The following is a 23,495-nucleotide window of genomic DNA, read 5'->3' on the forward strand; positions in this document are numbered from 1 at the left end:
CGCGTACGCATCGCGCGGGCGTGCCGAATCGAATCAGGCGCTCATGGTAAGCGAGGAATTCGCGCCAAATCGTGTGGAAATTGTGCTGAATTGTGTGGACGCCGCACCATCGGGCGGGCGAAACGGCGAGTTTGTCGCGATTCGTGGAACGGGCCCGCCGCGCGTGCGGCGCGCGGTGCTAGCGCTGCGCGGCGACGATCGCCATCATCGGCCGGTCGCGTTCCTCGTCGAGCGCGGGCTGTGCGACGACCTGTTCGGGCGTCGGCCCCCATTCGTCCAGATGCGTGAGCGTGAAGCCGCTGCCGATCAGCAGGTTCACGAGCGTGCCGAGCGTGCGATGCTGCTTGACGACGCCCGGCGCGAGCCAGTCGGTCACGCGCTCGCCTTCGCGCTGATAGCCGTCGAGCGGCCACGAGCGGCGGCCCTGCGCATCGACGACGAAACCGGGCCGGCGCGGCGCCGTATGGATCGGATGCTCGATCGAGAACACGAGCCGCCCGCCCGGCACGAGCGCGCGATGGATCGTACGCAGCAGCGTGTCGAGGTGAACGATGTAGTGGAACGCGAGCGAACTGTACGCGAGATCGAACGCGGCATCGGGCAGCGCGAGTGTTTCGAGGTCGGCGCGACGGTACGCGATCGCCGGATGCGCGGCGCTCGATGCCGCGCGTTCGAGCATCCGCTCGGACACGTCGATGCCGAGCACGCTCGCCGCGCCCTGGTCGGCGGCCCAGCGGCTGAACCAGCCGTAGCCGCAGCCGAGATCGAGCACGCGGCGGCCGCGCAGGCCCGGCAGCAGCGCGCGCAGCGCCGGCCATTCGGGGGCGCCGTCGAGCCCGTGAATCGAGCGGTTCAGGCGGCTGTAGCCTTCGAAGAAGGCGGGGTCGTCGTAGATGTTCTGAGTCATGCGGCGGCTTTCGTGCGGGGGCGGGCCGGCCGGCTGCCCGATCCCGCGAGCTTACGCGCGCTGGCCGCTCGCGTCGATCCGGCGTTGCGTATCGGCGTCGACGATCGCGCGGATCGCGCTGAACAGCGGTTGCGCGTCGGTGTAGCGTCGCCCGTAGCCGAGATTGAACGCGTAGTCGAAATCGGGCGGATTGCGGCCCTGGTTGTGTTGCAGGATCGTTTCGAGCTTGTCGAGCGCCTTCGCCGCGCGGGCTTCCGGCGACGCGGCTGCCTCGTATTCGTCCCACAGTGCGACGATCTCGTCGCGCATCGTGCGGTCGAGCGACGCGGTCAGCGTCAGCAGGTCGTCGCGTTCGTGCGTGCTCTTGTCGGGGTGCGCGGCCTGCTCGATCGCCGGGATGTCGCCATGCAGCGCCTCGCCGAGGTCGTGGACGACGCACAGTTTCAGCAGCCTCAGCGCGTCGACGCCGGGCAGCGCGTCGGCGAACACGAGCGCCATCAGGCACAGCCGCCAGCTGTGCTCGGCCGTGCTTTCCGCACGGCCGGCCGACGTATGGCCGCTGCGCAGCACGTCCTTCAGGCGCTCGGCTTCGCGCAGGAAAGCGAGCCGCGCGTGGATCGTATCGGGATTCATGATCGGCGTCCTTGCGATGAACCGCCAAGCGTACGCCGGCCGGACGCGCTTCGTCCACGCATGAAATATGCGCGTGCGTCAGCGCGCGTCGAGCGTTTCAACGAGCCGCACGGCCGAGCCGTCCGACAGCGTCATCCGCGTCCACCGGCACCGGCTGCCGCGAATCGGCACGACGCGCGACGCATTCGCGCCGGTGTCGAACTCGACGCTCGGCGGCCCCGCGCGGTCGTGCCAGCCGAGCGGATCGAGCGCGGCTTCCATGCGGACGATTTCCGGTGTCGCGTAGCGCCACAGCGACGTGCCGAGCAGTGCCGAAACCGGCTGCGAGAATTCGGCCGCGCGCGCCGGCGAGCTGGCCAGCAGACGGTGCGTGAGGTCGCACACGAGATGCATGCGGCCCGCGCTGCCGGCGATCAGCCGCGCGAGCGCGTGATCGCCCGCGGAGTCGAGGCGCGCGGCGAGCAGCCGTTCGGCCGTTGCGCGCTCGTCGGGCGACATCTGCTGAAGGCCGGCCTCCCAGCGCGAGATCGTCGATTGCGCGACGCCGAACAGTTCGGCTGCGTGGCTTTGCTTCACGCGGTGCAGCGCGCGCCAGCGCCTGAGTTGCGGGCCGAGCGGCGGGGGATGAAGCGGGGAGGCGGGCATGGTGGTGCTCCGGTCGATGCTGCCGTCGCGCGGCGCACGTCGCGACGGCTACGCCGTCCGTGCGGTTCGCTTCAGTTCAGTGGCTTTCGCCCTCGGAAGCCGGATTCTCGCGTATCCGCCGCACGTTGTCGAACCGGAAGTCTGCCGCGGCAGCGGGCGCCCGCGTGCGTTCGCGCCCGTCGAAAACGTTTTCGCGGCGCTTTCTCCCGGCTCCGTCATATCTTATTATTCGGCCAGAGCGGCGCGTGCCGGCCGCTATCGGTCATGTCGACGGCATGACGCGCCGGCAACGATGACCGCCATCCGGCAGGCGCGTCGCACCATGCGCGGCCGAAACGACCGGGAACGCGAGGCCGCGCGTATCCCGAAAAAACGAGGGCGCAATGGTACGACTGGTGTTGCTGCTGCTAGGCATCGAATATCTGCGAACCCGCTGGCGCGGGCTGACCGTGCTCGGCTGGCTGTGGGTGGCCGCGGGCGTCGGCATTTTCATCGACGCGCTGGACGGCGCGCTGCATTTCCCGATCGAGCTGTTCGCGTGGCTGTTCCTGATCGAAGGGCTCGCGACGCTCGCGGTGGCCGGCAGCGGGGTCGGCGGGCAGCGCATCCTGCGCTACGTGAAGGGCGTCGCGGTCGTGGTGGCCGCGGGGCTCGTGTTCGCCGGCCATCATCACGGCCACTTCCTGCTGTCGATGATCTTCGGCACGCTGTTTCTCGTCGACGGGCTGCTGCAGTGCACGTCCGCGTGGATGGTGCGCTATCGCCGCTGGCACGTCGCGTTCGCGTGGGGCGTCGTCGAGATCCTGCTGGCGATCTTCTTCTTCCAGCCGTACCCGACGCACTACGCGGGCACCGTGCCGTACTGCCTCGGCCTGCTGCTGATGTTCGGCGGAATGCACATGCTGAGCCTCGCCGCACGCGTGCGCCGGCTGACGCGCAACCCGGCGTTCGCGACGTCGCCCGCGCCGGCGCTCGCGCCGGATCTCGACGATGCGCAGGGCCTGCCGCAGTTCGCGCAATCCGAATGGGACGGCCCGCCGGCCGACGGCGAGCGGGCGCTCACCGTGCACGTATGGACGCCGACCGGCACGTCGAAGGCCGAAGCGCAGCGCTATCCGGTGATCGACCGCTACATCGCGGCGGTGGACGTCAACGGCGTGATCTCGACCGGCCATGCGGCGCTGGAATCGCCGGAGGGCATCTACATCAGCCTGTATCCGGGCGTCGAAATCGATCGTTCTCCGGACGAATTCACGCGCATCCTGCGTGCGACGCGCGAGAACGACGTGCCCGGCCTGTTCCAGCCCGACTATGCGACCGAGTCGAAAGCGTGGTGCCCGTCGACCGTGCGCGTGCGCATCCGCAACTACGATCCGGCCAAGCTCGACGCGTTCTGGTCGTCGTACCGGCAGAACACGACGTACAACCTCACGCACCGCAACTGCTCGAGTACCGTGTCGAATGCGCTCGAGGCTGCGCTCGACGGTGCGGTGTGGCGGCTGAAGGGCGAGCGGGCCGGGTGGGGCGCGTTCGTGCGGCTGCTGCTCACGCCCGAGCTGTGGGTGGCCGCGCAGATCCGCAAGCGCGCGGTGACGATGGCGTGGACGCCCGGCCTCACGCTCGACTATGCGCGCGCGCTCAGCATGCTCGCCGATCCGCGCCCGTTCGCATGGTGGAAGGTCGCGCGCTCGGCGGTGAGCGCGATCATGGCGTCGCGCCGCGCGTGGCGCGAGCAGGACAGCGCGGCGTTGTCGCCTGGCGGATCGGAGGCGGCGTCGATGAAGTGAAACGCGTGGCGCCGGCCGCGGGCCCGGCATCACAAGGGGCGCTTGCGCACGGCCCGGCGAGATTGTCCGCCATCAGCACCCACGGATGACACAACCATGAACGAGACGAGGGCGTTCCGCATCCTGATTCCGGCCGCGCTGGCGCTGGCGAGCGCGGGCCTCGCGCAGGCGGACACGGACGAAGTGCTGCGCATGAGCGACGACGTGTACCGGACGTCGGTGTCGTTCTGCTCGAACGTCGCGGCCGCCGAGAAGATCGCATGCCAGGGCGACATGATCGCCGCGGGCAGCCGGATCGTCGCGGCGATGGGCGGCCTGCCGCCGGCTTCCGCCACGGCGATCGACGAAGGCGCGCGCAACAGGCTGCCGCCGGAAGAGCGCAACGGGCTCGCGCCCGTCGAGCCGGGTGCGATCGACAAGGACGACGTTCTGGCCGGCCTCGCCGGCATGGTGCGCCTGTGCGACGTGTACGAGCCCGAACCGGCGTCGCGCGCGCGGCACCATGCGGCGCTGAAGCAGAAGGCGCCCGATGCCGCGCCGCGCGTCGAGGCGTTGCTGGCCGACGCATCGACGGCGGCGCGCCGGCGCGTCAGCATCGGCGTGTGGCAGATTCTCGCGCTCGAAGGCCCGCAAGCATCGGCGCGGGCGTGCACGCAGCTCGGCGCCTGAGCGATCCCCGCATTCTTTCGTGCACCTTCACATTCGTGCCACGTTGCGGCAGCAACAATCGCGAGCAGACATTCGACAACCTTGCGGCGCATCCCGCGCCCGCAAGCCCTTTCCGAGGAAACACGCCATGCTCAAGACGCTCGCCCGCGCCGCTGCCGCACTCGCCGTCGCTTCCGTTTCACTGCACGCCGCCGCGCAGACCAGCTACGACTACCTGTTGCTCGCCGCATCGTGGGAGCCCGGCTTCTGCGCGTCGCACGACACGCCGGAATGCACGAACCTCGCCGGCTCGTATGCGGCGACGAGCCTGTCGCTGCACGGGCTGTGGCCGAACCGCTATGACGGCAACCAGCCGTTCTACTGCGGCGTGCCGCAGAACGATATCGATCTCGACAACGCGCACCAGTGGTGCAGCATGGACGCGTACCCGATCAGCAGCGCGACCCGCGACACGCTGTCGACGTACATGCCGGGCGTTGCGTCGTGTCTCGACAAGCACGAATGGTTCAAGCACGGCACCTGTTCGAATTCGGCGACGCCCGATGCGTACTGGAACCAGGCGTCGGGCATGATCAGCCGGTTGGGCAACACGTCGTTCAACGCGTTCCTGCAGGCGAACGCGGGCAAGACGGTCACGCGTAACCAGTTGCTGTCGGCGTTCGAAGGCGCGTTCGGCAGCAACACGCGCAGCGCGGTGTCGCTGAAATGCACGAAGACGAACGGCGTGAGCTACTTCACCGAAGCGTGGATCGCCGTGAAGACGAATGCGACTGCGCAGTTTCCGAGCGCGGCGTCGCTCGTGACGGATGGCAATACGCAGGGCACGTGCCCGACGTCGGGGGTGTTTATCGCGAAGTGAGGCGGACGCGGCCGATGTGCGCGATGTCGCGCACGTCGCGGGTGGTCCGGGCTGCGGCAGGGCGGATCGCGTGGGCGTTCGAGAATGTCGGGCGTGCCGTTGATGGCGCGCATGGAGATTTGTCGGTCGGCAGCTTCCTGCGTCGGGCGGCGGCGCTCAATTTGCCGCGCGCGGCGTGCCGAACCATCGTGTGAGCGCATGCGTGGCGGCGTCGATGTCCGCGTCCACGTCGTCATCGCACGCCCAGGCGACGAAACCGTCGGGGCGCACGAGCACCGCGCGCAATCCGAGCCGGTCCTTCGCGTCGCTCGCGATATAGGCGACGCGGTCGCGCCAGCGGTTTGCCGTCGCGTGAAGTGGCCGGCCGACATCGAACTCCAGCAGCACACCCTTGCCACGCCTCGCGCGTTCACCGAGCCGCGTGCCATCAGTCAGTTCGAAATCCGGAACGCTGCGGCCCACGAGCGGATGGCCGCCGCCGAGATCGTACGCGAGCGACACGCCCCACAGGCGTTCGGCGAAGTACGTCGCGCCGTCGCGCGTATCGACGAGATCGCGCATGATCGCCGCGAGCGCGCGCGAACCCGAGGACGGCCGCATCAGCGCGACCTGCGCACGCGACCAGTCGAGCACGCGCGCGCCCACCGGATGCCGTTCATCCGTGTAGCTGTCGAGCAGGCCCGCCGGCGCGTCGCCGCGGATCGTCGCGGCAAGTTTCCAGCCGAGATTCATCGCATCGCCGAGCCCGAGATTGAGCCCCTGGCCGCCGAGCGGCGAGTGGATGTGCGCGGCATCGCCTGCGAGCAGCACGCGTCCGTTGCGATACGTCGCAGCCTGATACGCGCGGTCGGTCCACGTGGCGGCGAGCCGAAGCGTGTTCAACGTGACGCTGGCGCCGGACACGCGACGCAGCACGGCCTGCGCATGCTCGAGCGTCACCGGCCCGCTGCGATGGAACGCACCGCCGTCGAACTCCACCAGCGCGACGGTACCGGGCGGCGTGTACGTGTACATGCCCGCCGGCGTGTAGTGACGGCCCGGCGGCAGCGCGCCCGGATCGGCGAACCCGGCTTCGATCGAATAACCGGTGAGCTCGGCGTCGGTGCCGGTGAACGCGAAGCCGCCGGCCTTGCGGACCGCGCTGCGGCCGCCGTCGCAACCGACGAGCCAGCGTGCGCGGAAAGTCTCGCCGCCCACGCGCAGCGTGACCGCATCGGCCGACTGATCGAAGCCTTCAACCGCCAGGCCGCGGCGAATCTCGACGCCCGTTGCGCCCGCACGGGCGGTCAGCACGGATTCGACGCGCGCCATGTCGGTCGCCATGTGCGTGCCGGCCGGGCCGGGCAGGTGATACGGCCACCGCGACGCATCGATGTCGTCGTGGAAGAACTGGATGCCGGCGAAATGGCCGGCCGGACGACGTGCTTGCTGCATCCAGTGCGCGGTGTCCTTTGCGTGGGCCGGCAATGCGATGCCGTCGAGCAGGCCGCGACGGTAGAGCGCGTCGATGGTCGGCGCGGACAGGCCGCGCATGCCGAACGGGAGACGCTTCAGCGGAGATTCGGAATCGTCCGTCTGCTCGACCACCAGCACGGACACACCGGCGAGGCGCAGCTCGCATGCGAGAAACAGGCCGACAGGGCCGGCTCCGGCAATCACGACATCATGGGTCACGGGCGGATTCATCGGTGGCTCGGTTTCAGGCCAGGGCGGCCCGGTGTGATCGAGAACGCGGTACCCCCGGCATCGCGCCCGCTTCGGAAAAGTAATGGAACGGTGTTCCATTGGCGAGATATTGGAACGATGTTCCAGATGTGTCAAGCTGACGCGCATGAAAACCAGCAACCGGACCGAGCGGCGCGCGGATGCGTTGTCGAAAGAGCGGATCGTCGAGGCCGCGATCGGGATACTCGACCATGCAGGCGAGGGCGCGCTGACGTTTCGCTCGCTCGCGGCACACCTGGCGACCGGAAGCGGCGCGATCTACTGGCACGTCGCCGACAAGGACGACCTGCTCGCGGCGGCCGCGGATCAAGTGATCGCAGCTGCGCTAACGGACGTGCCGACGGAGCATGACGGCGATGCGGCGCACGCGCTCCGGCGCATCGCGCTGCGTCTGTTCGACGCGTTCAGCGCGCATCCGTGGGTGGGGGCGCAGTTGTTCCGCGAACCGTGGCAGCACGCGGTGCTGCGGATCCTGGAGCGCGTCGGCGGGCAGCTTCAGGCGCTGGGCGTGCCGGAATCCGCGCAATTCGACGGCGCGTCCGCACTGATGCATTACATCTTCGGGCTGGCCGGCCAGTACGCGGCCGGCGCGCGGCTGCATCCGCGCGAGACGAGGCAGCCGGAGATCGTCGCGGCCGTTGCCCGGCGGTGGGCGCAGCTCGATCCGGCGCAGTACCCGTTCGTGCGCAAGGTGGTGGCGCAATTGGCCGCGCACGACGAGCGCGCGCAGTTCCTGGCTGGCATCGATCTCATTCTGGCGGGAATGGGCGCGGCGGCTCGGTAAGCGGCGTCCGGCGTACGGTTCCGAACGGCGGTGCCACGAGTCCGCCGTTACGCCAGCAGCCGCAGCGCATCCGCGAGCGACAGCACCGTCGTGCGCGATTCGAACGCGGTGGCGAACAGATGCTCGTGGACGATCGGGTCCGGGTCGTAGCAGCAATCCTTGACCGTATAGAGGCGGAAATCGGCGTCGCTCGCGTGAGCGATCGACGACAGCATCACGCCGGTCGACGCGATGCCGACCATGATCAGCGTATCGACGCCTCGTGCGCTCAGCCGCGCCTGCAGATCGGTGCCGAAGAAGACGCTCGCGCGGTGGGCGATGATCAGCGGTTCGTCGGGTTGCCGGGCCAGTTCGGGACACGGGCCGTCGTCGATGAACAGGCCGAGTTGCTTGATGCCCTGGCCGTTCTTGTTCAACGGGCTGACTTCCGGATAGCCGGGGCTGAAGCGGAGGTTCGCGAACCAGACGCCGACGCCGGCCGCTCGTGCGGCGTCGCATAGCTTGCGCGTATTGGAGAGCAGCTCGGCCGCGACCGACGGGAAGAGGCCGAGGATGTCGGTCTGGTAATGCATGACGAGCAGCGCGGTTCTGGATGGCGCGACGGCCGGGATCGACGCGGATGCGCCGCTGCCGGCGTGTATGGGGGAAGAAGCGACGAGTTCCGATGCGTTGTCTTGATCCATGCGTGGCGTTCTCCGGTAATCGCTGCGGAAGGTCGGACACCCAAAACCGATTCGGCCCGCTCAGCCTTGAACAGTACATCGGCGGAGCGGCCGCAGCTGGCCGTGTTCGGGAAAGTGATATGTGTCTCAAAAATTCTACATTCCGGAGCCAAACAGGGCGTGTGGCGAAAATCGTGTTGCAAATTGGAGACGTTTAGTATCGCACGGACGTCTACTGTCACTTGTCGATGATCAGTGGATTAACGGCGGTGAGGAATGTCAATCGTCCAGATTTTGATATTTCCTATCTCAGTATTAAGGGTGGTTTTTGGGATTTTCGTAAGAACGATGAAGTCTCGCAGGGCGATTCCACGGAGATGTGCCCGGTACTCCTTGTTGATTTGCGAGTGGTCTAAATAAATCAATGATTTATTGAGTTGATGTGGGGGCGATGGCGCCTCTTTTGCCTGGCGGTCTCCCTAGAGAAACTGCTCTGTTTTTGATGCGTGATTTTTATTGGATAACCTTTTCGAAGTGTCAATTTTTTTGCTTTTTAGAGGGATTGACTTGTGCATATCTGATTGGAGTACGCCGCGATCGCCGATCATGCAGCCACGGCGGGTGAACATTCACGGCTGAGGATATTGGTACGGCATTGCAATTTCTGACACTGTGCTTTCGAGTGTTTTGATAAATTGCGGCGCGAGAGACCAATCATTACGCGGCTAACAAGTGAAGAAACGAGAAACTTCGGCAGCGTTGATTTCGGCGTTGGCGAGCGTTTCTACATTCGCGCAAGGCGTTCCGCCGTCCGAGATCACGTCTGGCCCGCAAATCCAGCGTTTGCAACAACAGCAACTGGACGCGACGAAGGAATTGAATCCTCGTCCGACCGTCCTGACGCCGACGGGCGAGAAGGCATCGACAACCGGCGTCGACAACTTGCCGCTCGATAATCCGTGCTTTCCGATCAAGGCAATCGCATTGGAAGACAATGCGTTCGCATGGCTTGCGCGTTTTCTGCAACCGGTCGTCGGCCAGTGCGTCGGCAAGGCCGCGCTCAAGCAGATTCAGGACGCGGCCAATAACGCACTGATCGACCGTGGCTACGTGACGTCACGCGTGCTCGTGCCAGTGCAATCGCTGCAAGCCGGAACGCTGACGCTTCGTGTGGTTCCCGGGCGGATCAGCGACATCCGCGCCGGCAAACCGACGATCGGCTGGACGCGCGCGGCATTGCCGGCATCGGCCGGTGCGTTGCTGAATCAGCGCGACATCGATCAGGGGCTCGAGAACGTGCGCCGTCTCCAGTCACAGTCCGATGCGACGTTCGACATCGCACCCGGCATGAATCCGGGCGACTCGGAGCTGGTGTTCCATCCGGGCACCGGCAAGCGCTGGCATGCCGTCATCGGCGCGGACAACGCGGGTCTCGATTCGACCGGCAAGTACGAGCTGTCGGGCTCGTTCACCTTCGATTCCCCGTTTCACTTGTACGATCAACTGCAGATCGCAGGCACGACGAACGCAAACATTGGCGCATCCGCGAAGGGGAATCAGTCCGTCTCCGCGAACTACAGCGTGCCGATCGGTTACGCGATGCTGACGCTGAACGCGAGCCGCTCGCGGTACAAGCAGACGGTCGCGGGTTTTGACGAGCCGATCGAATACAGCGGTGTTCAGTCTCAACTTCAGGCCGGGCTGTCCGGCGTGATCTATCGGAACGCGCACGCGCGCACCGAAATTCACGGCAACCTGTTCCACAAGATCAGCCGCAACGCGATCGACGGTGTCGACATTCCGGTGCAGCATCGCGACATCATCGGTTACGAACTGGGTATCGCGCATCGCCAGTACATCGGCAATGTCGTGCTCGACGGCTCATTCGCGTGGCGCGCATCGTTGCCGGGCGTCTCCAGCCATTCGGGCACGGTGGTCGGCACTCCCGACTTCGACGGCAAGACGCAGGTCGAACTGGCAAGCCTCGGCGCTCAAGTTCCTTTCAGGATCGGCAGTCAGGCGTTCTCGTACCAGTTCGGCTGGAACATGCAGAACGCACGTACGCCGCTGACCCCTTCCGACTATTTCACGATCGGCACGCGTTACGCGGTGCGCGGCTTCGATCAGCAACTGACGCTCGCCGCCGAGAGCGGCTGGGTGGTTTCCAACGAACTCGACTGGTACGTGCCGACGCCTGTCGGTACGCAGGCGCTCTATGCCGGCATCGATGCCGGGCGCGTGCGGGGACCGGCCGCCCAATACCTGCTCGGCGAAACGCTGGTCGGCGCCGTCGTCGGCATGCGCGGCAATCTCGCACCGAAGAACGTGCTCGGCGCCGCGCTGAACTACGACGTATCGCTCGGCTTCCCGTTGTCGAAGCCGGAAGGATTCAAGACGGGGTCGCCGACGTTGCTGTTCCAGGTCAGCACGTTGTTCTGAGCGTAGCGGGGCGGGCCGAGCGGGGTGTCGATCTCGACTCGGTGTCCTGTTGATCGTCAATCAGATCGTCAATCAGAAGAAGGAGTAACCATGCAGCACCGGTACGAGAAGCATCGGCTTTTGCAAGCCGCGACGGCAACGTTTGCGGTGGTGGCGGCGCTTGGCCTAAGCGCATGTGGCGGTGGTGACGACGGTGGTGGCGGTGGCAGCGCGGCATCGAATGGTGCGTCGTCGAACGGAGCGCCGTCGGGTAGTGCGTCGTCTTCGACGGGGATTCGCGTGGAAGGGCAATCCCAATCGATCTCGAGCCAGGTTTCGACGGTCCGCATTCTGATGCCGCCGGCATCGTGGAACGGTGGACAGATGCCGAACGGGAATTACACGCTCAGAGCCCTGTCCCAGCCGACCGCGTCGCTCAAGGAGCAGGCGCCAGGCGCCTATGTCGCGATTCCCTACGACTCGTCGGGCACGATCAAGACCCTGACCAAAGGCACCGTGACGGATCTCGCCGGCAATGGCGACATCGCCATCGGCCGCTGGGCGGACGGCGCCGATTCGGCAGGCGCGACGTACAACGCCAATCAGGGGCAAGTATGGGCAATCGGTGTGCCGGTTGCGATCGATACGACGTCGCCCGTGCAAATGCAATGCTCGCTGGCGTTCGCAACGCGTCCGACGTCGACGGACGGCAATACGGCGCCGGGCTCGCTGAATGGCGCCACGGCGACGCTGACGAGCGGTACCGACACCTTTGGTCATCCGGCCATCAACTACACGCTGAATCTGCAGTACTCGATCGGCAGCGACCAGAACCAGTCGTTCGTTGGAACCTCCGCGATTGGTCTGGCGGAGCTCAGCTCGAAAACCAGATCGGCGCTGATGAGCACGGTCATGGGCACGGACGCGAAGCAACCGTATCTGGTGGTGTCGTACGGCATCCCGGCCGCGACGACGGGCAACATCAACGGTCTGGCGGCACTGAGCTGCAAGTAACGTGAGTAGCGGCCGGTCATTCTCGCGATGCGTGGACGGCCGGCTCGACATGCATTCAAGAATAAGACGATCATGAATTCCGGAATCTTTCGCTTGGTCTTCAGTGCCGTGCGCGGCATGCTGGTAGCGGTTGACGAATACGCATCGGCGCACGGGGGCGGTGAACGCGCTCGCGTGCGGCCAGCCACTCGACCCGTGTCGGTGGATTCCGGAATCTCGATCTGGTTTGCGGCACGCGCAACCGCGTTCGCCGCGCTCTGTACGTTCGGCATGCAGCCGCTCGTCGCCGAAGCGCAGGCAACGCTGCCGATCACGCCCGATCGAAGCGGTCCGACCCATCCGGTCGTCGGAGTGTCGGCATCGGGCGTACCGCTCGTCAACATTACCGCACCGAAGAACGGCGTCTCGCTGAACAACTTTACGCAGTACAACGTCGGCACGAAGGGGGCCGTGCTGGTCAACAGCGGCCGGGATTCGCGGACGCAACTCGCCGGCTGGGTGCAAGGCAATCCATTCCTGGGCAACAACGCCGCGCGCGTGATCGTCAACCAGGTCACGTCGGGCAACCCCAGTCAACTGCTCGGGCCCACCGAGATCGCCGGCAATCGCGCGAATCTCGTGATCGCGAATCCGGCAGGCATCACCTGTGCGGGTTGCGGCTTTCTGAATGTTCCGCGTGTCACGCTGACGACGGGCGTGCCGACTTTCAATCCGGATGGCACGTTGGCAGGTTTCAACGTGACGCAGGGGCAGATCGGCATCGCCGGTGCGGGGCTCGACGCGCATGGCAGCGCGATCGACCTGATCGCACGCGCGATGACGATCAACGGCCAGGTGTGGGCGGATTCGATCACCGCGGTGGCGGGGACGAACCGGGTCGACTATGCGAGCAACACCGCGCAGGCGCGGAACGGTACCGATGCCGCGCCGGGCGTCGCGATCGACGTGCAGGCGTTGGGAAGCATGTTCGCCAATAGCGTCCGGATGATCGGGACCGAGGCCGGCGTGGGTGTGCGCGATGCCGGTTCCATCACGTCACTGACTGGCGATATTCAAGTCTCGAACAACGGCGATGTGACGATTGCGCCGACGGCGCGTCTTCAGTCGGCCGCGAATACCCGGATCGATGGCGCCAACGTCGCCCAGCAAGGCACGATTGTCAGTACGCAGGCCACCGATCTGAACGCGTCTCGGGCGCTGTCGAACGCCGGAACGATTTCGTCGGCCGGCAACACGAACCTGACAGCCGCCACGTCGTTCAACAATAGCGGGCTGGCATACGCGGGCGCGGATTCCGCACGCAATCTCGTCGGCGGTGGCTCCGTCACGGCGCGCGCCGCGAACGTGACGAGCAGCGGCACACTGGCCGCGGGCGACAACGTCAATCTGTTCGCAAACGACGTCACGCTCGACCACGGAACCGTGAACGCGGCCAGCGCGGTCAACGTCACGACGAATGGTACGTTGTCGAATGTCGCCGGCACGATGAGCGGACAGAACGTGACGCTGAGTGCGGGGCAACTGGTCAACGACTCCGGCACCATCAGTTCGCACAGCCTCGCGAACGTAACCGCGCAATCGGTTTCGAACCGGTCGGGGACGTTGGCGGCGGACGCACTGTCCCTGAACTCGGCCGGCGCGCTAGACAATACGCAGGGGCACATGACTGCACGCACGGCGCAGATCGCGGCAACCGAGCTCACGAACGTGGCCGGCGAGATCGGCACGTCGACGGGCGCGTTGACATTGACGGCGACCGGGAACGTGTCGAACGACAACGGGAAGCTCGCGGGCGGCAATGGTCTCACGCTGACGGCGAATGCGGTTTCCAACGCACAGGGCCAGATCGGGTCCGTCGCGGGCGATACCTCGCTCGACGTCACGCAATCGCTGAACAACGCAAACGGCAAGGTCGCGTCCGCGAACGATCTGTCGATTCACACGGCCCATCTCGACAACTCGGCTGGATCGGTGAGCGCGCACGCCGCACGGATCACCGCGACCGATGTCGTCAATACGGGCGGCAAGATCGGCACCACCGATATGCTGACCGTGACGGCGACGGGCGCGGTCTCGAATGAGTCCGGCGCGATAGTCGGCGGCAATGGTCTGTCGGTGACGGCAAACAGCGTTGGCAATGCGGCGGGCGTGATCGGATCGGCCGCCGGCGACACGGCGCTGCGTGCGACGAAGTCTCTGACGAACGTTGGCGGTACGGTAAGTTCGGCCAATGCGCTCGTCGTTGCAAGCGACACGATCGACAACTCGAACGGCAGTATGACGGCCGTGCGCGGCGCACAGGTCCAGGCGGGGGATCTCGTCAATGCGGGCGGTCAGATCGGGTCATCGTCTGATGCGTTGTCGTTGACCGCAACCCGCACGGTGTCGAACGACAGCGGCAAGCTGGTGGGGGCGAGCGGGCTGTCCGCGACAGCCGGCATCCTCAATAACCGTGCAGGCCAGATCGGCGCGTCCAACGGCGACATGACGCTGATCGTCTCGCAGGTACTCGACAATACCCAAGGCAAGATTACCGCTGCCGGTGCGCTGAACACGCAGGCCGGCACGTTCGACAATTCGCAAGGCGCGGTTTCAGCGGACGCAGCGAAGCTCAATGTTGCAGGCGCATTGACGAATGCAGGTGGCACGATCGCGACGACACACGACACGACCGTGGCGGCGCACACCGTGACGAACCGCGGTGGCACCATCGGCTCCGTCTCCGGCGCATTGTCGGTGGCGACATCCGATACGACGGACAATGCGGGCGGCAAGCTGCTGGCCTCGGGGGACGCGACGCTCACCAATTCCGGCTTGCTGAACTCGGGCGGTACGATCACGGGGGCGAACGTCACGCTCGCGTCCGGACAAGGTGCGATCGACAACACGCTCGGCAACGTGGCGGCGAGCCAATCGCTGACGAGCCGTTCGGGGGCGTTCGATAACCGGTCGGGATTGGTGCAGGCGACGGGATCGGTCGATCTCGATACGCACGGCCAGACGTTCGACAACGGCATACTGACAGGGCAATCCACGGGTGGTCAGGTTCTCGGCAATGGCGTCACGCTGACAACGGGAGCACTGAGCAACGCAGGTGGTGCGATTTCGTCGAGCGGTGCGGCAACCGTCAACGCTGCTTCCGTGACGAACGATGCGGGTTCGCTCGTGGCGGACGGCGTACTGACGGTGCGAAGCGCCGGTACGGTGTCGAACGTGGCCGGCCAGATCGGCGGCAACAGCGATGTCACGGTGTCCGGTACGACGGTCGATAACACGCGCGGTGCCATGCATGCGCGCGGCGCGCTGTGGGTGACGGGCGATACGATTCGCAATGCGCAGACTGCCAATTCAACGCTGCCGACCACCGCAGGCGTGCCGGGGTTGACTGCCGGGATGGAAGGCGCAAGCGTCACCCTTGATGCGAATCAGGCGATCGACAATACGTCCGGCTCGATTCGAGCGGACAGGAATGCGAAGCTGACCGCACCGATCATCGACAACACGTCGGGCAGCATCCAGTCGAAAGGCTCTGCAACGTTGACGGCAGCGAATACGCTGGTCAACAGCCAGGGCGACATCAATGGTGGTCAGAAACTGACGGTCTCGACCGGGACTTTGAGCAACGACGGCAAGCTCCAATCATCGGGCGACGTCAACGTAACGGCGCAAGGTGACCTGACCAACACCGGCCGGATCGTGGCCGGTCATGATCTGACGACCACGGCCGGCGGCACGCTCGACAACAGCGGTACGCTGTCGGCGGGCAATGTCGCCAATGTGAGCGCCAATTCGATCCGGAACCGTGCGACCGGTGAGATTATCGGTGGCAACGCGACCAACATTCACGCGAACCAGTCGATCACGAACGAAGGTCTGATCGATGGCGGCACAACAACGGTGACGGCCGGGGACACGATCACGAATGCCGGTGGCCGGATTTACGGCGACACGGTCGCAGTGGGCGCGAACACGGTTGTCAACGACCGGAATGCCCAGGGTGTCGGTGGCGTGATTGCTTCTCGCGGTGACCTCGACATCGGGGCGCAGACGCTCATGAACCAGAACAACGCGCTGATGTACGCGAGCAACGACATTCGTGTCGGCGGCGCGCTGGACGCGAACCATCAGGCAACCGGCGCTGCGCAGACCGTGACGAACAACGGCGCGCAGATCGACGCCGGTCGCGACATCACGATCGGCGCAAACCGGTTCGAGAACCTGAATTCGAACTTCCAGACCACGACCGTCACGACCGACAGCGGGAATCAGCTTTGGTATCAGGTGCCGGGCTCGACGGAGAAGATCGACCCGTCGACGGTCTACCTGTACCAGAAGAACAGCCAGGAAATCCATCCGGGCACGGATTACCAGTGGGCGCTGGACGACGATCAGAAATTCATCCTGCTGCCGTCGACGAAATATCCGTTTGCCGAGTATGCGAAGTACACGATGAACGGGGTGGCGGGCAAGATCGATAACACGGCGTATGCCGCAATCAACTTTGGTGGGGGCGGCGCAGCTACACAAACTGGTGCGTATCGGACGGTCCCGGCTGACATCTGGGCGACGTTCGGCGTAGCGCCGCCGCCGGACGCGAATCCGGCATGGATGACGTCGGGGCCGTTCGCCATGACTGCGGGTGCTGGACTGGTTACTGGCAGACGCGGCGTTGGCAGCGATTGGTTCGCCATCAAGCCCCCTACTGAAGCTGATGTGACGGGCGCAAAACCGCCTCTCTTCAGCCCACCGAGCCCTTCATGTCTGACCTCGACAAACGCGGCATGCGCACCGTTCCAACAGTGGTACAAGGCCACCGTCGCGGCCTACCAAAATCTGAATCAGGCGCTCGTTGGGTATAACGGGGATGTCGCGAGCCGGCTCGTCCAGACCTATACCGTCTACACGGTAGACGTGAAATCGACCAGGGACGTTGTAACGGCTTCGCAACCCGGCACGGTTACCGCTGGCCGTCATATCACGATCAACACGCCGTCCGGCGTCAACGACAAGAGCCAGATCGTGGCCGGCGACGGCAACCATCCGAGGAACGTGCAGAACATCGGCGCGACCGGTACTGAAACGTTCACGGGCTCGGGCAAGGCGATCTATACCTGGGTGCAGTCCGGCGGGGCCTTCAGCGGTGACGAGCGCGCGACCTCGACGACCAACTACTCGCCGGCTATTCCGTCACAAACGATCGATCTGCCGGTGGTGCTGGCCGATCCGGGCAAACCGTCCGATCCGATCAAGAGCGTGGCGGCGGCGACATCCGCTGCGCAGGGCGCAAGCGGTACGGGCGTGACGCCAGTAGCGGGCAAGGAAGTTGGCGGGCAAGTGTTGGTCGGCTCGGGTGTGTCGGGCGTCGGCGTCGGGACCGTATCGGCCGTGAAGGCCAGTGTCGGCGATGTAGTCGTGCGCACGGTCACGCCGAATACGCGCCTGCCGAACAACGCGCTGTATCGGGTGACGAGCGACCCGGGCAGCCACTTCCTGATCGAGACGGACCCGCGCTTTACCGATTACAGGAAGTGGTTGTCCAGCGACACGATGCTGGATGCACTCAAGGTCGATCCGAATACGGTCCTCAAGCGCATCGGCGATGGCTTCTACGAGCAGCAGCTCGTTCAGCAGCAGATCATCCAGACCGCCGGCCAGCGGTTCATCGGTGACTACACGGACAATCAGAAGGAATACGAAGCGCTGATGGCGAACGGCGTGAAGGCGTCGCAGCAGTTCGGGCTGAATGTCGGCACGGCGCTGACCGACGCGCAGATGGCTGCGCTGACGAGCGACATCGTGTGGCTTGTGAATCAGACGGTGACATTGCCGAACGGCAGTCAGCAGACGGTGCTGGTGCCGCAGGTATATCTGCGCGCGAACGCGGCGGACGTGACTGGCGAAGGCACGATCATCTCCGGCAAGAACGTCACGGTCGATGCCAACGGCGCGTACAAGAACTCGGGCACGATCGCTAGCCGCAACGTCACGATCATTCATGCCGATTCGATCGACAACAGCGGTACGGTGTCGGGTGGAACCGTGCTCGCGAGTGCGAACCAGGACCTCAATAATCTTGGCGGGTTGATTCAAGGCAACACCGTAGCGCTGTCGGCTGGCCGCGACCTGAACCTGACGAGCACGACCAGCTCGGCGAAGGCCGCGAATGGCAGCGCGACCGGCATCGACCGTGTATCGACGGTCAATGCGGGTACGCTTCAGGCTGTTGCCGGTCGGAACCTGAACGCCAATGCGGCGGTGATTGCGACGACCGGCGATGCCGTGCTCGCGGCGAACAACGACGTCAATTTGAATGCGGTTCGCCAGAGCAGCCAGGATGCGGTGAAGTGGGATGCGCGCAATCATGCCGAGCATTCGGCGTCGAGCGACACGGGCACGCAGATCGCGGTGGGCGGCAATCTGGCGATCGTGGCGGGCCATGACGTGAATGCGACGGCCGCGTATGCGAATGCGCAAGGTGCGATTGGCGTGAGCGCCGGGCACGATGTCAATCTGCATGCCGGTGAACAAAGCGCGAGCGCAAACGACGAGCACTATCGCAAGGAAAACGGCTTCCTGTCGTCGAAATCGACGCACACGATCGATTCGAGCAGTTACACGAACGCGGTGGGCACGACGTTGTCGGGTAACAGTGTCGCGGTGCAGGCAGGCAATGACCTGACGGCGAAGGCCGCGACGATTGCGGCAACCAACGATGTGAGTCTTTCCGCGGGTCACGACCTGACGGTTACGACAGGGGACACGGCCTCGAGCGAATATCACTACAAGGACGTGAAGAAGTCGGGCCTCGGCAGTGCGGGCGCGGGGATTTCGTACGGCACGAACCAGACCATCGATACCAGCCGCGACACGGTGAAGGGTTCGCAGGGCAGCCTGATCGGCAGCACCGACGGCAGCGTGTCGATGGTAGCGGGCAACAAACTCCACGTGACGGGCTCCGACATTGTCGCAGGCAAGGACGTGACGGGCATCGCGAAGGAAGTGACGATCGATGCGTCGCAGACGGATCGCCATCACGAAGAAACGCACGAGGTGAAGAGTTCGGGTTTCACGCTGGCGGTGAAGTCGCCGGTGATCGATGCGATCCAGAACGTGAATCAGCAGGCGCAGGGTGCCGGCGGCAGCCAGGACGGACGTGCCGCCGCGCTGCATGCGATCGCCGCGGCCGGCGGCATGGCCGATCTGGTCGGCGCGACGGGCAATATGACCAAGGCGCTGAGCGATCCGAACGGCAAGCCGGAGGCGAAGATCGAACTGAGTTTCGGCTCGTCGCACAGCAAGACGACGTTCACCGAGGACAGCAGGCAGAACAACGGCAGCAGCGTGAAGGCGGGCGGCACGGCGGCGTTCGTCGCGACGGGCGACAAGAACGCGGGCCAAGGGAACGTGACGATCCAGGGATCGGACGTGAACGCGAAGGACGTGCTGCTGCAGGCGACGAACAAGGTCAATCTGGTCAACAGCACGGATACCGACAGCACGCGCAGCACGAACGAATCGAAGAGCGCGAGCGTGGGGGTGTCGTATGGCACCGGCGGATTTGGTGTCTCGGCGTCGATGTCGCGTGCGCACGGCGATGCGAATTCGGATGCGGCGACGCAGAACAATACACACGTCAACGCGAGCAATACGGCGACGATCATCAGCGGCGGCGATACCAATATCGTTGGGGCCAACGTCAACGCCAACAAGGTGATGGCGGATGTGGGCGGCAACCTGAATCTCGCGTCGGTGCAGGATACGAGCCGCAGCGAGGCCCACCAGAGTAGTTCGGGCGGCGGGTTCAGTGTCAGCCAGGGTGGTGCGAGCGCCAGCGTCAGCATGCAGAACGGCCATGCGAGCGGTAACTATGCGGGTGTGAACGAGCAGGCGGGGATTCAGGCCGGGGACGGTGGTTTCGACATCAACGTGAAGGGCAATACGGACCTGAAGGGGGCGTATATCGCGAGCACGGCGACGCCGGACAAGAACCAGCTGACGACCGGGACGTTGTCGTTCTCGGATATTCAGAACAGTTCGAGCTACAACGCGAGTAGCTTCGGGATCAGTGCTGGTGGTGGTGTGGGTGATGGGGGCAGCAATTACGCGACGCACGGGCCGACGAGCGGGAAGAATACCGGTGGCGGCCAGCCGCTGTATGTGAGCGAGAGCGACAGCAGCAGCGCGAGTACGAAGAGTGCGATCAGTACCGGTACCATCACGATTACGGATCAGGCGAGCCAGAAACAGGACGTGGCGACGCTCAATCGTGATACGTCGAATCTGAATGGCACGGTCAGCAAGACGCCGGATTTGCAGCAGGTGTTGAGCAATCAGTCGGATTTGATCAACGCGGCGCAGGCAGCGGCGGAGACGATTGCGAAGCAGATTGGGAGCTATGCCGATAAGAAGCGGGAGGAGGCGCAGACGAAAGCGAACAACGCGACCGATCCGACGCTCAAGGCACAGTACCAGCAGGAGGCCAACAGTTGGGCCGAGGGTGGTGACAATCGTGTTGCGCTACACATTGCCGGCGGTGCGCTGACGGGTGGGTTGACCGGCGGTGGCTTGGGTGCGGTTGGTGGCGCTGCCGGTGCTGGTGTGTCGGCGAAGCTTGCTCCGCAACTGAATGAGATTGCGCAGTCGATCAAGGATTCAGGGCCGACGGGTAACAAGAACGTCGACGAACTGCTGGGAAATCTGACATCGAATGTGCTGGCTGGTGGAGCTGGGACATTGGTCGGTGGCGGGACTGGAGCGTTGACTGGGGCGAGTGCTGATCGGTTTAATCGGCAGTTACACGAGGACAGCAAAGCGAAGGAACAGACGCTAGCGAAGAAACTGGCGGCGGAGAGCGGCGGGAAATATACGGAGCAGCAGATTCAAGAGCAGATGGCGCAAATGGATCTGGTGATGAGCGATGGTGGTGTGCTGCCGGGCAATGTACGCGTTGCATCGGGCGACCAGCCGCAAGACGGGACGGAGTGGACACGGTACGGCGTGAACAAGGCCGGTCAGACGGTGTGGACGCAATCGCTGGGGCCGGGTGATCCGGATTTGCAGGCGTATATTGTGAAGGGAGCGCAGGGTAGCGGGTTCGCGTATCACGCGACGACGACGGGCAAGAATCCGGGCTTGGCTCGTGCTCCGGACTTCGTGAACTTCCAGATTGATTATTTCGTGGGTAGTGTGTGGGGGACGTTCTCGCGAGATGGGAACTCGTACTTTGGTTACGGCGTGAACAAGGCACTGCCAAATTCTGTGAATGCCGCTGCAAGTGTGCAATTCGGTTGGCTTAACCAAAGCTCGGTGCGGCCGGGACAGACAAACAACTTTTTGTCTGGGTACGCTGGTAATGGGACGGGTGCCTTATCGGTCATCGGTGGTGGTATCGTGTATTCGCCGGGTAATGGAACTGCGACAGTCATTGGTATTGGTGCTGGCGCAAACCTTGGTAAAACTAGTAACCCGGCATCGGCCGGGATGGGTTATACAGTCGACCAAGGTAAAACAGGAGTTAGGTGGTAATTATGATGAGCTTCCCTGGGCAAACGCCGAAGACGCGAAAGCAGAAGATCATCTGGTGGTGCTGTTTCACTGCGATGATGAGTTTCATTGTGTACGTGGTGTTGAAGAACATCTTCTTTAGCTGAATGCTGCTGGTCGGAACCTGAACGCCAACGCGGCGGTTATTGCGACGACCGGCGATGTCGTGCTCGCAGCGAACAACGACGTTAATTTGAAGGCGGTTCGCCAGAGTAGTCAGGATGCGGCGGAGGGGGACTCTCGCAACCACGCGGAGCATTCGGTGTCGAGCGACACGGGAACGCAGATCGCGACGGGTGGCAATCTCGCGATCGTGGCGGGCCGTGACGTAAATACGACGGTCGCGTACCGACAGCACGTGCAGCACGAACGAATCGAAGAGCGCGAGCGTGGGCGTGTCATATGGCACCGGCGGATTCGGTGTCTCGGTGTCGATGTCGCTTGCGCGCGGCGACGCGAATTCGGATGCGGCGACGCAGAACAATACACACGTCGACGCGAGCAATACGGCGACGATCGTCAGCGGCGGCAATACCAACATCGTTGGGGCAAACGTCAACGCCAACAGGGTGATGGCGGAGGTGGGTGGCAACCTGAATCTCACGTCGGTGCAGGATACGAGCCGTAGCGAGGCCCGGCGTTGATGCAGGAGGCGTAACGAAAATACCAAGCATGGGTGGCGCTCTTGGGGTTGGGAACGGAGCAAGAATAGGAAAGGTTCAATAATGATGGATGATTTTTGATGAGACTGCTAAAGACTTTGATTGCTAGTGTATTGCTGTCGGCGGTGGCTTATGTTTTTTTTGCGAGGGTGCTGATTAATATTCCTATGGATACTGTTGAAAAATATCGGCAGATGAAGTCTGATATCAATGGAATCCTTGGGCAAGGTGGGCTGGTTGTATTTTATAAAGAAAGCGAACGAGGTAGTGCTGCGCTGATTATGGTGAGTATGGACTCCCGGTCGGTGGATGAAAAATTGCTGGCCGCTTATCGAGATACTTTTGCTTATCAAGGATGGCGTGTCATTGACTCAAGTTCACAAAAAATTTCGTATTGCAAAGAAGAGGTGCTGGCGAAGCTGAATCTCGTTCCGGAGTGGTTTCCGGGAAAGCGGATGAACGTTTATGGTTTGACCATGGAGTACAACTCGGGAACGACGGCGGAATGTAAGCAGTGAATCTCGAATACGGTATTGCGGCAGATCGGGGACTATACAGGATGGGTGACTAAGAACGCCGCAGCCAATGGTGACCAGGCGGCCTCAAGAATCAGGTGCAACGGTTATCCAATCCGGCGACAGCCGATTCCATCGCCATAGCCTCTTCAGGGGGGCCGTTCGAGGGTTTGGCGAGGGCGGCCGTTCATCAAATTGGTAATGTCGTTCAATTGCGTCTGGGTGACGCCTGACAGGTCCGCACCCTTGGGCAGAAACTGGCGCAGCAGGCCGTTGGTGTTTTCGTTGTTGTCCCGTTGCCGAGGGGCGTAGGGATCTGCGAACCAGATGTCCAGATTCAGAGACCGATCCGTGAGGGCCTGTCAGGAATTTCGTGTTTAAGGCATAACATGCTCTCAAGGAGAGTGCATGCCTCGCAAACCGAAAGCCCAGCCGGTGGAGCTGCCGGCGGTTCCGGCCGAACTGCTTGAGCAGTTTGGCAACGGTCCGATGACAGCAGAAGCCATCAATGCCGCGACGCTGGCGCTCAATAAGGCGCTGATCGAGCGAGCGCTGAGCGGCGAGATGAATCATCATCTTGGCTACCCCTCCGGTGGAGCCTATCCGAACCTTTGTGTGTGAGGCATAAACTGATGGCCAAGGAGCCACGTTATGCCACGCAAACGTAAGGAA

At 64.0% G+C, this 23,495-nt stretch carries 13 protein-coding genes and 3 pseudogenes; 10 read left to right on the top strand and 6 right to left on the bottom strand.

Annotation, left to right across the window (positions count from 1 at the left end; genetic code table 11):
• Window positions 1-178: 178 nt before the first annotated feature.
• From C5F75_RS18955 to C5F75_RS18965, 3 genes are all read right to left on the bottom strand, one after another.
• Window positions 179-907, bottom strand: coding sequence for a class I SAM-dependent methyltransferase (locus tag C5F75_RS18955; RefSeq protein WP_059584534.1), 729 nt, complete (start codon window positions 905-907; stop codon window positions 179-181).
• A gap of 51 nt (window positions 908-958) precedes the next feature.
• A complete protein-coding gene (locus C5F75_RS18960; RefSeq protein WP_059584536.1) occupies window positions 959-1,540 on the bottom strand; it encodes an HD domain-containing protein in 582 nt (193 codons plus the stop codon).
• A 78-nt stretch (window positions 1,541-1,618) separates the two neighbouring features.
• Window positions 1,619-2,185 (bottom strand): helix-turn-helix domain-containing protein, encoded by a 567-nt coding sequence (locus C5F75_RS18965; protein ID WP_059584538.1) that lies wholly within the window; start codon window positions 2,183-2,185, stop codon window positions 1,619-1,621.
• Window positions 2,186-2,568: 383 nt separating this feature from the next.
• Here C5F75_RS18965 and C5F75_RS18970 point away from each other — a divergent pair, with 383 nt between their 5' ends.
• From C5F75_RS18970 to C5F75_RS18980, 3 genes are all read left to right on the top strand, one after another.
• Window positions 2,569-3,972 carry an HdeD family acid-resistance protein gene (locus C5F75_RS18970; protein ID WP_059584539.1) on the top strand — a complete coding sequence of 468 codons (1,404 nt, stop codon included), beginning with the start codon at window positions 2,569-2,571 and terminating at the stop codon, window positions 3,970-3,972.
• 96 nt (window positions 3,973-4,068) lie between these two features.
• Complete coding sequence (locus C5F75_RS18975; RefSeq protein ID WP_059584541.1) at window positions 4,069-4,641, top strand: hypothetical protein; 573 nt, start codon at window positions 4,069-4,071, stop codon at window positions 4,639-4,641.
• A gap of 127 nt (window positions 4,642-4,768) precedes the next feature.
• On the top strand, window positions 4,769-5,500 hold the full coding sequence (locus C5F75_RS18980) for a ribonuclease T2 (RefSeq protein WP_059584543.1): 732 nt from the start codon (window positions 4,769-4,771) through the stop codon (window positions 5,498-5,500).
• 156 nt (window positions 5,501-5,656) lie between these two features.
• Here C5F75_RS18980 and C5F75_RS18985 read toward each other — a convergent pair whose 3' ends face one another.
• Complete coding sequence (locus C5F75_RS18985; RefSeq protein WP_059584544.1) at window positions 5,657-7,186, bottom strand: FAD-dependent monooxygenase; 1,530 nt, start codon at window positions 7,184-7,186, stop codon at window positions 5,657-5,659.
• Between the two features lie 145 nt (window positions 7,187-7,331).
• Between C5F75_RS18985 and C5F75_RS18990 the strand changes: the two genes are divergently transcribed.
• Window positions 7,332-8,009 carry a TetR/AcrR family transcriptional regulator gene (locus C5F75_RS18990; protein WP_179231786.1) on the top strand — a complete coding sequence of 226 codons (678 nt, stop codon included), beginning with the start codon at window positions 7,332-7,334 and terminating at the stop codon, window positions 8,007-8,009.
• 47 nt (window positions 8,010-8,056) lie between these two features.
• Here C5F75_RS18990 and C5F75_RS18995 read toward each other — a convergent pair whose 3' ends face one another.
• On the bottom strand, window positions 8,057-8,692 hold the full coding sequence (locus C5F75_RS18995) for an isochorismatase family cysteine hydrolase (RefSeq protein WP_059584546.1): 636 nt from the start codon (window positions 8,690-8,692) through the stop codon (window positions 8,057-8,059).
• 711 nt (window positions 8,693-9,403) lie between these two features.
• Between C5F75_RS18995 and C5F75_RS19005 the strand changes: the two genes are divergently transcribed.
• The 5 genes and pseudogenes from C5F75_RS19005 (at window position 9,404) to C5F75_RS36400 (ending at window position 22,826) form a co-directional block, all read left to right on the top strand.
• Window positions 9,404-11,110: a ShlB/FhaC/HecB family hemolysin secretion/activation protein gene (locus C5F75_RS19005; RefSeq protein WP_059584547.1), complete on the top strand. Its 1,707-nt coding sequence runs from the start codon at window positions 9,404-9,406 to the stop codon at window positions 11,108-11,110.
• A 90-nt stretch (window positions 11,111-11,200) separates the two neighbouring features.
• Window positions 11,201-12,103 carry a hypothetical protein gene (locus C5F75_RS19010; RefSeq protein WP_104012588.1) on the top strand — a complete coding sequence of 301 codons (903 nt, stop codon included), beginning with the start codon at window positions 11,201-11,203 and terminating at the stop codon, window positions 12,101-12,103.
• Window positions 12,104-12,175: 72 nt separating this feature from the next.
• Window positions 12,176-21,628, top strand: a complete 9,453-nt coding sequence (locus C5F75_RS19015; RefSeq protein ID WP_104012589.1) for a two-partner secretion domain-containing protein — start codon at window positions 12,176-12,178, stop codon at window positions 21,626-21,628.
• Between the two features lie 362 nt (window positions 21,629-21,990).
• Window positions 21,991-22,287: pseudogene (locus C5F75_RS37645) on the top strand (hemagglutinin repeat-containing protein); the annotation flags it as partial.
• A gap of 101 nt (window positions 22,288-22,388) precedes the next feature.
• The gene (locus tag C5F75_RS36400) at window positions 22,389-22,826 is read left to right on the top strand and encodes a hypothetical protein (RefSeq protein WP_143328757.1); all 438 of its coding nucleotides are present in this window, start codon (window positions 22,389-22,391) and stop codon (window positions 22,824-22,826) included.
• 91 nt (window positions 22,827-22,917) lie between these two features.
• Here C5F75_RS36400 and C5F75_RS37650 read toward each other — a convergent pair.
• Window positions 22,918-23,146 (bottom strand): annotated as a pseudogene (locus C5F75_RS37650) (transposase); the annotation flags it as partial.
• A gap of 85 nt (window positions 23,147-23,231) precedes the next feature.
• On the opposite strand from C5F75_RS37650, the pseudogene C5F75_RS19030 reads away from it, so the two are divergent.
• Window positions 23,232-23,429, top strand: a pseudogene (locus tag C5F75_RS19030) (IS256 family transposase); the annotation flags it as partial.
• Between the last annotated feature and the right edge of the window lie 66 nt (window positions 23,430-23,495).

It is taken from the genome of Burkholderia anthinoferrum (assembly GCF_002925705.1).
GTDB classification, from domain to species: Bacteria; Pseudomonadota; Gammaproteobacteria; order Burkholderiales; family Burkholderiaceae; genus Burkholderia; species Burkholderia semiarida.